The sequence below is a fragment of the Afipia carboxidovorans OM5 genome (genome assembly GCF_000218565.1).
Taxonomy (GTDB): Bacteria; Pseudomonadota; Alphaproteobacteria; order Rhizobiales; family Xanthobacteraceae; genus Afipia; species Afipia carboxidovorans.
The window spans coordinates 81,325-93,471 of the sequence record NC_015684.1 but is presented as its reverse complement, the minus strand read 5'-3'; the positions used below and the strand labels follow the sequence as shown (position 1 = coordinate 93,471).

At 63.6% G+C, this 12,147-nt stretch carries 10 protein-coding genes and 1 tRNA gene; 10 read left to right on the top strand and 1 reads right to left on the bottom strand.

Annotated elements, in window-relative coordinates:
• The first annotated feature begins 12 nt into the window (after window positions 1-12).
• The 4 genes from OCA5_RS00420 to OCA5_RS00405 all read left to right on the top strand — a co-directional run bounded on the left by OCA5_RS00420 (window position 13) and on the right by OCA5_RS00405 (window position 3,139).
• A tRNA-Leu gene (locus OCA5_RS00420) sits at window positions 13-97 on the top strand.
• A 235-nt stretch (window positions 98-332) separates the two neighbouring features.
• Complete coding sequence (locus tag OCA5_RS00415; RefSeq protein ID WP_012561627.1) at window positions 333-1,409, top strand: diguanylate cyclase domain-containing protein; 1,077 nt, start codon at window positions 333-335, stop codon at window positions 1,407-1,409.
• Window positions 1,410-1,456: 47 nt separating this feature from the next.
• Window positions 1,457-2,611 (top strand): chromate efflux transporter, encoded by a 1,155-nt coding sequence (gene chrA / locus OCA5_RS00410; RefSeq protein ID WP_012561628.1) that lies wholly within the window; start codon window positions 1,457-1,459, stop codon window positions 2,609-2,611.
• A 135-nt stretch (window positions 2,612-2,746) separates the two neighbouring features.
• A complete protein-coding gene (locus tag OCA5_RS00405; RefSeq protein WP_013912710.1) occupies window positions 2,747-3,139 on the top strand; it encodes a DUF930 domain-containing protein in 393 nt (130 codons plus the stop codon).
• Window positions 3,140-3,349: 210 nt separating this feature from the next.
• On the opposite strand, the gene OCA5_RS00400 is transcribed toward OCA5_RS00405, so the two are convergent.
• Window positions 3,350-5,803, bottom strand: coding sequence for a glycogen/starch/alpha-glucan phosphorylase (locus OCA5_RS00400; RefSeq protein WP_012561630.1), 2,454 nt, complete (start codon window positions 5,801-5,803; stop codon window positions 3,350-3,352).
• Between the two features lie 323 nt (window positions 5,804-6,126).
• On the opposite strand from OCA5_RS00400, the gene OCA5_RS00395 reads away from it, so the two are divergent.
• The 6 genes from OCA5_RS00395 to hpf all read left to right on the top strand — a co-directional run bounded on the left by OCA5_RS00395 (window position 6,127) and on the right by hpf (window position 12,059).
• The gene (locus OCA5_RS00395) at window positions 6,127-6,741 is read left to right on the top strand and encodes a ribonuclease D (protein ID WP_012561632.1); all 615 of its coding nucleotides are present in this window, start codon (window positions 6,127-6,129) and stop codon (window positions 6,739-6,741) included.
• 126 nt (window positions 6,742-6,867) lie between these two features.
• Complete coding sequence (gene lptC / locus OCA5_RS00390) at window positions 6,868-7,563, top strand: LPS export ABC transporter periplasmic protein LptC (protein ID WP_013912708.1); 696 nt, start codon at window positions 6,868-6,870, stop codon at window positions 7,561-7,563.
• Window positions 7,564-7,594: 31 nt separating this feature from the next.
• Window positions 7,595-8,368, top strand: coding sequence for an LptA/OstA family protein (locus tag OCA5_RS00385; RefSeq protein WP_013912707.1), 774 nt, complete (start codon window positions 7,595-7,597; stop codon window positions 8,366-8,368).
• A gap of 134 nt (window positions 8,369-8,502) precedes the next feature.
• Window positions 8,503-9,633: an LPS export ABC transporter ATP-binding protein gene (gene lptB, locus OCA5_RS00380; RefSeq protein ID WP_041559541.1), complete on the top strand. Its 1,131-nt coding sequence runs from the start codon at window positions 8,503-8,505 to the stop codon at window positions 9,631-9,633.
• A gap of 111 nt (window positions 9,634-9,744) precedes the next feature.
• Window positions 9,745-11,394 (top strand): RNA polymerase factor sigma-54, encoded by a 1,650-nt coding sequence (rpoN, locus tag OCA5_RS00375; protein ID WP_012561636.1) that lies wholly within the window; start codon window positions 9,745-9,747, stop codon window positions 11,392-11,394.
• A gap of 56 nt (window positions 11,395-11,450) precedes the next feature.
• Window positions 11,451-12,059: a ribosome hibernation-promoting factor, HPF/YfiA family gene (gene hpf / locus OCA5_RS00370; protein ID WP_012561637.1), complete on the top strand. Its 609-nt coding sequence runs from the start codon at window positions 11,451-11,453 to the stop codon at window positions 12,057-12,059.
• Window positions 12,060-12,147 lie beyond the last annotated feature (88 nt).

Below are 12,147 nucleotides of genomic sequence, written 5' to 3'. Positions count from 1 at the left end.
TAACCGCCCCACGCCCAGGTGGTGGAATTGGTAGACACGCAGGTTTCAGGTACCTGTGCTGCAAGGCGTGAAGGTTCGAGTCCTTTCCTGGGCACCATTGTTTCCCTGACCGCTTGATGCGCTGCAGGGCACCCCGCAAGATCAGACACTTGAGGCGCAACCGGCGAAGGCTGGGATGTCCGATGTCTCATCCGGGGAAACATTCCGACAGCGCTGTATCTTGATGTCAGAGCGGCCGGCCACCGGTCGCTTCTGAGCGATGTCTCTAACCATCTGGTTACTGCTTGCGTGCGACGAATGCCTCTCGCGACAGAGTCTGTCCGGAGGGCCACTTGCACGGGATCGGGAGCGACAGCGAGGAGAGCGTGCCGGGCGCGCCGGAATCCACGCTCTATTCCTTCCTCGGCCGTCTCAGTGCCGCTCTCGCCGGCTCCTTCAATGCGCGCGCCGTTTGGCAATTGCGCCGGCAGATCGAATATCAATCCCACCTGATCCGGCGCGCCGAGGCCGTGCTCGCCAACACCGAGATTTTCGAACGCGCTTCGGTCGCGGCGCATATGGGCGTCTGGCAATGCGAGTTGCCGAGCGAACGGCTGGTCTGGAGCAACGGCACCTACGATCTGTTCGGCCTTGAGCGCCGCAGCGGGATCGTGCGCAGCGACATCCTGCGAAGCTATTCCGACGAATCGCTCGCGCGTCTGGAGAAGGTCCGGGCCGAGGCCCTGGAGGCAGGTACAGGCTTCGGGCTTGATGCCGAGATCCACGATCCCGCCGGGGGCACGCGGTGGATCCGAATATCCGCCACGGTGGAGCGCGAGAACGGCGAGCCGGTCCGGCTTTTCGGCGTCAAGCAGGACATCACCGAGGAAAAACAACTGTTCGAGCGGATGCGATATCTCGCAGGCCATGATGTGATGACCGGCCTTGCCAACCGCACGCGGTTTCAGGCTCGCTTTGCAGAACTTTGCGAGCCGGGCGGGCCGGGCGGCGTCCTGATGCTGATCGACCTCGATGATTTCAAGGAGGTCAACGATACGTTCGGGCATGCGCTTGGCGATGAGTGTCTTGTCGAGTTCGCCCGCCGGTTGTCGGCGCTGTGCCAGTCGGCCGAACTTGTGGCGCGTATCGGTGGCGATGAGTTCGCCGTGCTGTTTGGCCCGGCTGTCGGTCCGCAAAGGATAGAAGCCGTCGCGCAGCGCATCATTGCGGCCGCCGAAGCGCCGATGAACTGCTCCGGCCGCGTGTTCCGGATCGGCGCGTCGATTGGCTATGCCTTCACGAACGGAGGCGCGCCCGCCGCCGTCTTCACGAAAGCCGACGAGGCGCTCTACGCTGCAAAAGCCGCGGGCCGCTGCGCTATCTCCAGCTGTGATACAACACGCCGCCGGATGACCGCAGGGGACCGATGAGCGGCAGACAAGCCATACGAGCGGGCGGGGCGTGAATGAGGGGCGATGTGGCCGAAATCTTTTCGGCCTTTTTGAAATTGGGCCTCACCTCGTTCGGCGGCCCGGTCGCGCATCTCGGCTATTTCCGGCTCGAGTTCGTCGAGCGGCGGAAATGGCTGAGCGAGGCGAGCTACGCCGACCTCGTCGCGCTCTGCCAGTTTCTGCCCGGTCCCGCATCGAGCCAGGTCGGCATTGCGATCGGCCTGCTGCGCGGCGGTTATGCCGGCGCCCTCGCGGCATGGACCGCATTCACGCTGCCGTCGGCCATCGCGCTCGTGCTGTTTGCCTATGGCGTTGCCGCGCTCGACAGCAGCCTCGATGGCGGCTGGCTGCATGGCCTCAAGGTGGCGGCCGTCGCCGTTGTCGCGCTCGCCATTCTCGGCATGGCGCGGACGCTGACGCCGGATCGCATTCGCGCCTCGCTTGCGGTCGCTGCGATGGCGGTGGCGCTGGTGCTGCCATCGGCATGGGGACAGATCGCGGGGATTCTGCTTGGCGGCATCGTCGGCTGGTTTTGCATCAAGGGCACGCCCGCGGTCGATCAATCCGTTCTGCCGCTGCCGGTCAACCGCGCGACCGGCGTGACGATGCTGTTCATCTTCGCGGCTTTGCTGATCGGCCTGCCGCTTGCTGTTGCGATGACGGGCAATGCAGCATTGGGATTGTTTGATACATTCTATCGTGTCGGCTCGCTGGTGTTCGGCGGCGGCCATGTCGTTCTGCCACTGCTCAAGGCGGAAGTGGTGCCGTCGCTCGTCAACGGCGATGCGTTTCTCGCGGGTTATGGCGCGGCGCAGGCGGTGCCCGGTCCTCTGTTCACTTTCGCCGCCTATCTCGGCGCGGTGATCGGCGGATGGACCGTCGCCGCCATGTGCCTCGTCGCGATTTTCCTGCCGTCCTTCCTCTTGGTAAGCGGCGTGCTGCCGTTCTGGGATGCGCTGCGGCGAACGCCGATGGCGCAGGCGATGCTCTCCGGCGTCAACGCCGCGGTGGTCGGTCTGTTGCTTGCCGCGTTCTACGATCCGGTTTGGACCGCGGGCATCACCAACGGCTACGACTATGCGCTGGCGCTCGGTGCATTCGTATTACTGTTCGTGGGGAAGTTGCCGCCGTGGCTTGTCGTTGTGCTCTGCGCCATCGTGGGGCAATTCGTCCTGCCTTAGCGGAGAAGCTGCCGGAGTCTTGCGGCGAATCTGTCGGGCGGGTACACAAGCGGCCTTGTCGTAGTCGGTCGCTTCGTTTTTCCATGCGCCGGTTTCGGCAAGCACGTTCTGTAAGAGAACCTTCCAGAGGTGGCTTTGAGATACGCGCTTCTTGTCCTCGCCGCGGTGCCTGCGCTGGCAGCCGCTCCGGCCCACGCCGTCGATGCCCGGTTTTACGCGAGCCTGAAGCGGCTCGATCCGGCGACGCGGCTCGAACAGGTCTGCGACGTCGAGGCGATGAAGCAGATCACCCGCGACGACAATCCCTATCGTCCCGACCGGGCCAAGAGCTATGTGGTCTCTCCGCCGCGCCATATCGGCGACACGGTGAAGGGCACCGGCGGCGCATTCCGCAGCGGCGGCAAGTGGTACACCTATTCCTTCACCTGCAAGGGCTCGCCCGACCACTTCAAGGTGCTGTCGTTCACCTACAAGATTGGCCAGCCGATCCCCGAAAAGAAGTGGGCGTCTTACGGGCTGTGGCGTTGAGCGGTTGCTTTTGACGGAAACAGACTGATCCGTCGTGGCCGGGCATAGCTCGGCGAAGACGGGCGTAACGCCCTTTCGTTCCGGCCACCTACGTCTTCTCTGCCCTGATATTGAAGTTCTAAGACGTGGATGCCCGGCATAAAGCCGGGCATGACGAGTTGGGGATTCCGTCTACTAAATCCGCTCACATTTGGCGTCGCGCCACTTACCTCACACGCCCCAGATGTCGCTTGCGTAATCGCGGATCGTGCGGTCGGCGGAGAACCAGCCCATCCGTGCGGTGTTGAGGATCGCCGAGGTCTCCCACGCGGCCGTGCCCCAGCGCTCGTCGACCTGCGCCTGGGCGTGGTGATAGGCATCGAAATCCGCCGACACCATGTAGTGGTCGAGATAGCGCAGGCTGTGCGCGATCGGCGCAAAGCGCGCGGGATCGTCCGGCGAGAAGGTGCCGCGGTCGAGCGCTTCGATCACGCGCGCAAGCATCGGTGACGCCGCGATTGCATCGGAGGCATCGAGCCCTGCGCGCCGGCGCTCCACCACTTCGTCGGCGGTCATGCCGAAGATGAAGATGTTGTCGGCACCGACCGCATCGCGAATTTCGATGTTGGCGCCGTCGAGCGTGCCGATGGTGAGTGCGCCGTTGAGCGCCAGCTTCATGTTGCCGGTGCCCGAGGCTTCCATGCCGGCGGTCGAAATCTGCTCGGAGAGATCGCACGCCGGCACCATCACCTCCGCCGCGCTGACATTATAGTTCGGCACGAACGCCACCTTGAGGAGGCCGCGGATCGACGCATCGCGATTGATCGTATCGGCAATGTCGTTGATCAGTTTGATGATGAGCTTCGCCTGCCGGTAGCTCGGCGCCGCCTTGCCGGCGAAAATTTTTACCCGCGGCACCCAGTCGGCGTTTGGGTTGTCGCGGATCGCGAGATAGCGCGCAATGGTGTCGAGCGCGTTGAGAAGCTGGCGCTTGTATTCGTGGATGCGCTTGATCTGGATGTCGAACAGCGCTGCCGGGTCGACCGCAAGCGACAGCGTGCGCAGGAGGTCGCCCGCAAGCCGGGCCTTGTTGTCCTGCTTGACGGTACGGAAGCGCGCCTGAAACGCGCTGTCGTTGGCAAACGGCTCGAGTTCTTTGAGCACCGTCGGATCGTCGAGCACGCGTTCGCCGCAGACTTCACGCAGCAGCGCGGTCAGGCCCGGATTGCACTGATGCAGCCAGCGGCGGAAAGTGATGCCGTTGGTCTTGTTGGTGATGCGGTTCGGGTAGAGCGCGTTGAGATCGGCGAACACCGTGTGCTTCATCAGCTCCGAATGCATCGCGGAGACGCCGTTGATGCGATGCGAGCCGATGAAGGCGAGGTGGCCCATCCGCACGCGTCGCCCGCCGGTCTCGTCGATCAGCGAGGTCGCCGCCCGAAAACGAATGTCGCCCGGCCGCTGCCGTTCCGCGGCGGCGAGGTTGTCGGTGTTGAGGCGATAGATGATGTCGAGATGGCGCGGCAGCAGCCGTTCGAACAGTTCGACCGGCCAGGTCTCCAGCGCTTCCGGCAGCAGCGTGTGGTTGGTGTAGGCGATGGTCTCTTCCGCGATCCGCCGCGCCTGCGGCCACGGCAGATCGTAGCGGTCGACCAGAAGCCGCAGCAGCTCCGGCACTGCGAGACTCGGATGGGTGTCGTTGAGCTGGATCGCGGCGCGCGCCGGCAGCGCACGGATGTCGCCATGCTCGCGCATGTGGCGGGCGAGAATGTCCTGCAGCGAGGCGGAGACGAAAAAATACTCCTGCCGCAGCCGCAGCTCACGGCCCGCCGCGGTCTCGTCGCTCGGGTAGAGGAACTTCGAGATCGCTTCCGCGCGTGCGATCTGCGCCGAAGCGCCGGCATAGTCGCCATGGTTGAAGGCATCGAGCGCGAGTGGCGCGACCGGCCGTGCCGACCACAGCCGCAGCGCGTTGACGTGCGCGCCACGCCAGCCGACGATCGGCGTGTCGAATGCGGCTGCGCGCACCGTCTCGCCGGGAATCCAGGCGACGCTGTCGCTGTGCGGCGAGGTGCGATGCTCGATCCGCCCGCCGAAATGAATGTCGTAGCCGATATCGAAGCGCTCGAACTCCCACGGGTTGCCGCCTTCGAGCCAGCGCTCGGGAAATTCCTGCTGCCAGCCTTGCGCGATCGCCTGACGGAACAGGCCGTGCTCGTAGCGGATGCCGTAGCCGACCGCGGGAATCGCAAGGCTCGCCATGCTTTCCATGAAGCAGGCGGCGAGGCGGCCAAGCCCGCCATTGCCGAGCGCGGCGTCGGGCTCGACGTCCTTCACCTCGCGGAAATCGACGCCAAGCTCGCGCAACGCGCGGGCATAGGTCTCCATCAGTTGCAGATTGCTGAGCGCGTCGGTGAACAGGCGCCCGATCAGAAATTCCAGCGACAAATAGTAGACGCGCTTGCGGCCGGTGACGCGCGCGCTGCGGCCATCGGCCAGCCAGCGGGTGGCGATGCGCTCGCGCAGGGAGAGCGCGGCGGCGAGATACCAGTCGTGCAGGCTCGCCCGCTCCGTCTCCTGGCCAAGCACGCGCGTGATCTTGGCGCGAATGTCGTCGCGAACCGCGGCGATCTCCGCCGGGTCCGGCCCGTCCGCTGCAGGAGACGCGGGAGCGCGTTGGCCCACGGTCCGGTCTGCCGTTTTGGCAATGTTCAAGCCGCCCTCATTTCTCGTGCTGGTCAAAATCTCATCCCGCGCAACAAACCGTGCTGGCGGCGAGGGTTCCAGATGACCCAAAGATTAAGGCGTGAGCCCGACATCAGGCTATGCGCGGCGCAGAAAATTGTGGGCGAAAATTCATGTTAAGATATTGATATGTAATATCTAAATCAAATTCTTGCACGCGATTAGCGAAAATTTGCTTTCTTGCGCCAGTTGGGATTTTTCAGCTTCAGGATTTTTCAGGGTCGGCAGGGTAGCTTGCCCGCCTCTCGATTCGGAACATGCACATGACCATTCGGCTGCATCGCGGCGACCTGCCAGACCTTTCGCGCTACACCCATTCGGTTGCGATCGATACCGAGACGCTCGGTCTCAATCCGCATCGCGACCGGCTATGCGTGGTGCAGCTCTCGAATGGCGACGGCACCGCCGATGTCGTGCAGATTCCGGCCGGTCACACCGATGCGCCGAATTTGAAGAAGCTGCTTGCCGACCCCATGGTCACCAAGCTGTTTCATTTCGCCCGGTTCGATATCGCGGTGCTGGAGCATGCTTTCGGCGTGATGACGCAGCCGATCTACTGTACCAAGATTGCTTCGAAGCTGGTGCGCACCTACACCGACCGCCACGGGCTGAAGGATCTGGTGCGCGAGCTTCTGGGCGTCGAGATTTCCAAGCAGCAGCAGTCGAGCGACTGGGGTGCAGAAAAGCTGTCGGAAGCCCAGCTCACCTATGCCGCCTCCGATGTGCTGCATCTGCATGCGCTGCGCGAGAAGCTCGACACCATGCTGGCGCGCGAGAACCGCATGGACCTCGCCAAATCCTGCTTCGAGTTCCTGCCGACCCGGGCGCGGCTCGACCTGCAGGGCTGGGACGAGACCGACATCTTTGCGCATTCGTAAGGTGCGCGGAGCGCCGTGACAGTGTATCGGACGCCTCGCGGCGGCCCTGATATTGTCGTGAAACCGCGTAGACTTTGAAGTTCCGAGACTTTGACGTTCCGAGATTTGGGACCCTGACCGGGAGCCATGGTGGTTGCGACCCCGACATATCAGGCCGAGGCGGACGGGCGCTTTGTCCGCGCCGCGCGCCATAGCCGCCGCGTGCGGTGGCTGCGCCGCGCCGTGCCGGCGATTGTGGTCGTCGCGCTGGCGCTGATCATCGGCGCCTCGGTGTTCAATCCGTTCCGCTTCCTCAACAAGCTGCCGATCGATCTCAGCAAACTCTCGGTGTCGGGCACCAAGATCACGATGGATGCGCCGCATCTCGCGGGCTTCCTGCCGGACCAACGTCCTTACGAAGTCTGGGCCAAGGCCGCGACGCAGGATGTCACCGATCCGACCAAGGTGGATATGCTCAACATCCGCGCACAGGTGCAGCTCGAGGATAAGTCGACGGTGCGGCTCGATGCGCAGAACGGGCACTTCAACACCAAGACGCAGCTTCTCGATCTTACCAACGATATTCTGCTGCAGACCACGAGCGGCTATGAAGCGCGGCTGTCGCAGGCGCGTGTCGACATGGGCAGCGGCGTCATCAGCTCCGATCAGCCGGTGGCGGTGAAGCTCACCAATGGCACGCTGAATTCGCAGAACCTGCGCATCACCGAGCATGGTGCATCGGCCGTGTTCGGCGGCGGCGTCACGATGATGCTCGAACCGCCGGCGGAGAAACCCGCAACGGGCGCGGACGCAGGCTCGGCGGCTGCGCCGGATTCGCAGTGAGGCGAGCCGTGAAATCAGTTATGGATGGGCGATGAGAGCAACGTTGCGGAGAGGGTCTGGCAATTTGCGCGCGCGCATCGTGCGCGGCGGCCTCGTGGCGTGCGCTGCGCTCGGTCTCGCGCTGTCTGTGCCGTGCCACGTTGTGCCTCCTGCGCGGGCGCAGACCAGCACGGTCTCCGGTGTGCCGAACGCGGTGCAGGGCTTCTCGAAGAATCGCGGCCAGCCGATCCAGATCGATGCGCTCTCGCTCGAAGTGCGCGACAAGGATAAGGTCGCGACCTTCTCCGGCAATGTGAAGGTCGTGCAGGGCGACACGACGATGCGCTCGAAGACGCTGGTGGTGTTCTACGAGCAGCAGGGCAAATCGGGCGCAAACAAGTCGGGCAGCAAGGCCGGCATGACCACCGCGCAGCCGGGGCCGGGCGGCAGCTCCAGCGTCAAGCGGCTGGAAGCGCGCGGTGGTGTCGTCGTCACCCAGAACGATCAGACCGTGACCGGCGAGACCGGCATCTTCGATATGAAAACCAACACCGTGACGCTGACCGGCGGCGTGGTGCTGACCAAGGACAAGAACGTGCTCAAGGGCGACCGCCTGGTGGTCGATATGACGACCGGCGTCTCGCGGGTGGAATCGAGCGGCGGTCGCGGCGTCTCGGGCCTGTTCAATTCCAGCGCGCCCGGCAAGGATGGCGGCTCGCTCAATCTGATGCCCGGCAGCAAGGCAGGCGGCACAACCGCGCCGCGGGCTCCCGGAAAGCCGATGAAACTCAATGGCTTGCCGCAGCCCTCCACGCCGCGCGGTTGAACCTTGGCGGGGAAGGCGATATCAGGGGGCGGGGACGGATTCTGACAGGCGGGCGTGCCGGCGAGTGCCAGCGCGCCTCTCCCGCCGCGGGGTCGCAAGCTGGCAAGCCAGCCTTTGAAAGGCCGATTGAGCGGATGGTGGATCTCCTTGGCATGTTTCGCCGGCGTCCTGCCTCGCGGGGACGGCAGGGCTTTGGCCGCGCGACGCCCGACATCACCTCGCTCAGCACACGCATGGGCGACATCTTCAAGACGGTGAAAGGCGAGACGTCTGCGTCGGCAAAGCCGCAAGCGCCGGCTCCCGTGCCATCGCAGATGCAACCGCAGGCGCAGCCGCCGAAATCTTTCCGGCTGGACGAATTGCAGAGCGAATGGGCCGCCTATAGCGAAACCTCCTTCGTGCTCAGCGAAGAACAGGTGACGACGTTTGAGCACCCGCTTGCGCGCGCGCCGCGTGAGGAGCGCCGCGTGCCACCGGGACAAGCGCAGGGTCAACCACGGCAGACGCAGCAGTGGCAGGCACCGCAGCGCGCACAGCCGCGCACGGGCTATCTCGCCGTGCACGGCATCGAGAAAAGTTTCGGCACCCGCAAGGTGGTGCGCGGCATCAACATCTATGTGCGGCGGGGTGAGGCGGTCGGTCTGCTCGGCCCGAACGGCGCGGGCAAGACCACGGCTTTCTACATGATCACCGGCCTCATCAAGGCCGACAAGGGCCGCATCGAGCTCGATGGCCACGACGTCACCAATCTTCCGATGTATCAGCGTGCGCGGCTCGGTATCGGTTATCTGCCGCAGGAAGCCTCGATCTTTCGCGGTCTTTCTGTTGAAGACAACATCCGCGCGGTGCTGGAAGTCGCCGAGCCCGACCGGCGCAAGCGCGAATACGAACTCGATTCGCTGCTTGAAGAGTTCAACATCGTGCGGTTGCGCAAATCGCCGTCGATCGCGCTGTCAGGCGGCGAGCGCCGCCGCGTCGAGATCGCGCGCGCACTGGCAACCAAGCCGAACTACATGCTGCTCGATGAGCCGTTCGCCGGCATCGATCCGATTGCGGTCGGCGACATTCAGCAGCTCGTGCGCCATCTCACCAATCGCGGCATCGGCGTGCTCATCACCGATCACAATGTGCGCGAGACGCTCGGCCTCACCGACCGCGCCTACATCGTCTATGCCGGTGAGGTGCTGACCGAAGGCCAGCCCGAGGAGATCGTCAACGATCCCGACGTGCGCCGCCTCTATCTCGGCGAAGAATTCCGGCTGTAATCGGCTCTGCTGCGGCAGCCGGTAGCGCGCCGTCAAGCCGTGTACTTCGGCGTTCAAACAAGCTAAGCAAGAATTGGACCAACGGGGCGATTCTTCGAGCTGGATGCCATTATGGCGCTGACGCAACGTCTGGAATTTCGCCAATCGCAAGCTCTGGTGATGACGCCGCAGCTAATGCAGGCGATCAAGCTGTTGCAGCTGTCCAATCTCGATCTGGTGGCGTTTGTCGAAGGCGAGCTTGAGCGCAATCCGTTGCTCGAGCGCGCGAGCGAGGATGACGCGCCGCGCACCGATGCGCCCGCAACCGAGACGGAATTCTCGGCATCGGAAGGTGGTGCGGACGAAAGTTCCGGCGACAGCACTGAAAGCATAAGCGATGCCGGGCGCAGCGCCGATCCGTCCGAGGACTGGATCGCGCGCGATCTCGGCAGCCGCAGCGAGATGGAGCAGACGTTCGACGCCAGCATGGAGAACGTCTTCACCGAGGAGCCCTCGGAGGCGGCCTCGCGCGCGGCGCAGGATGCCGTGCCGTCTGCCTATACCGAGTGGGGCGGCGGTTCGTCCAGCGACGAGGATTACAACCTGGAGGCGTTCGTTGCGGCGGAGGCCTCGCTGCAGGATCATCTGGCCGAACAGCTTGCGGTGGCCTTCACCGATCCGTCGGCGCGGATGATCGGGCAATATCTGATCGATCTCGTCGATGAAGCGGGCTATCTGCCTGCCGATCTCGGCGACGTGGCCGACAAGCTCGGGGCATCCGCCGAGAACGTGGCGGATGTGCTCGCGGTGCTGCAGACGTTTGATCCGCCCGGCATCTGCGCGCGCAATTTGAGCGAGTGTCTCGCCATTCAGTTGCGCGAGCGCGACCGGTTCGATCCGGCGATGCGCGCGCTTGTCGAGAATCTCGATCTGCTCGCGAAGCGAGACATTACGGGCCTGAAGAAAATCTGCGGCGTCGATGACGACGACATCGCCGACATGATCGGCGAAATCCGTCATCTCGATCCGAAACCCGGATTGAAATTCGCGGTGACGCGCACGCAGACCGTGGTGCCCGATGTCTATGTGCGGCCGGGGCCGGATGGTGGCTGGCTGGTCGAACTCAACAGCGACACGCTGCCGAAGGTGCTCGTCAATCAGTCCTATTACGCGCGGCTTGCGAAGACGCTGCGCAAGGACGAGGATAAATCCTATTTCGCCGATTGCCTGCAGAACGCGACCTGGCTGGTGCGGGCGCTCGACCAGCGCGCGCGCACGATCTTGAAAGTCGCAACAGAAATCGTCCGTCAGCAGGACGGATTCTTCACGCGCGGCGTTGCGCATTTGCGCCCGCTCAACCTCAAGACGGTCGCCGAAGCGATCGAGATGCACGAATCAACCGTGTCGCGCGTTACCGCCAACAAATATATGGCGACCAATCGCGGCATTTTTGAATTGAAATATTTCTTCACGGCCTCAATTGCGTCCGCCGATGGCGGCGAAGCGCATTCGGCCGAATCGGTGCGCCACCGCATTCGTCAAATGATCGACGCGGAGGAACCGGGCGCAATTCTGTCAGATGATACGCTGGTGGAACGTCTTCGCGCAGAAGGTGTTGATATTGCCCGGCGCACCGTCGCGAAATACCGGGAAGCGATGCGGATTCCATCTTCCGTGCAGCGCCGGCGCGACAAACGCTATGCGCTTGGTCAAGCATCCGGCCATTCCGCAGGCGCAGCCCCTTCCTCCACCGACCGTTCGCGCGACATAGCTTCCGCTTGACGCCTTGTGGGGCTTTGGCATTCTGGAGGTGTTGAAACAAGAGGGCGAGGTTGTCCATGACGCTTCGAGTTTCCGGCAAGCGCATCAATATCGGTGAAGCCATTCGCGGGCGTGTCGAGGGTCGAACGGAAGAGGTGCTGAGAAAATATTTCGACGGAAATTATTCGGGGCATTTCACTTTCAGCAAGGACGGTTTCGGCTTCAAGGCGGACTGCGCGTTGCATCTCGATTCCGGTGTGACGCTTGAAGCCGATGCGATGGCGGCCGATGCGTATGCAAGCGCCGATCAGGCATTGGTGCAGATCGAGAAGCGGCTGCGTCGCTACAAGAGCAGATTGAAGGATCGTTCCGCGCGCAAGACACATGCGGAGACGGCGGCGCTTGCAGCAATGGATGGCGGCGGCATCGATGCATCGAGCTACGTGCTCGAAGGTCCTACATACGCCGAAGATGAAGAGGAGGAAGTCACCGCCTTCAATCCGGTGGTGATTGCCGAATCGACGCAGGCGCTGCGCCGCTTCTCGGTGAGCGAGGCGGTGATGGAGCTCGACATGACAGGCGCGCCCGTCATCGTGTTTCAGCATGGCTCAAGCGGCCGCGTGAACATCATCTACCGCCGGTCCGACGGCAATGTGGGCTGGATCGACCCGCCCACGGTGAAATGATCTTGGCCTGGAATTGCTCAAGGAAGACCTTGACGCCTCGCCGGGCTCTCCCTATGGTCCGCCGCCTTAGCCGACCGGCGGCGGAAAC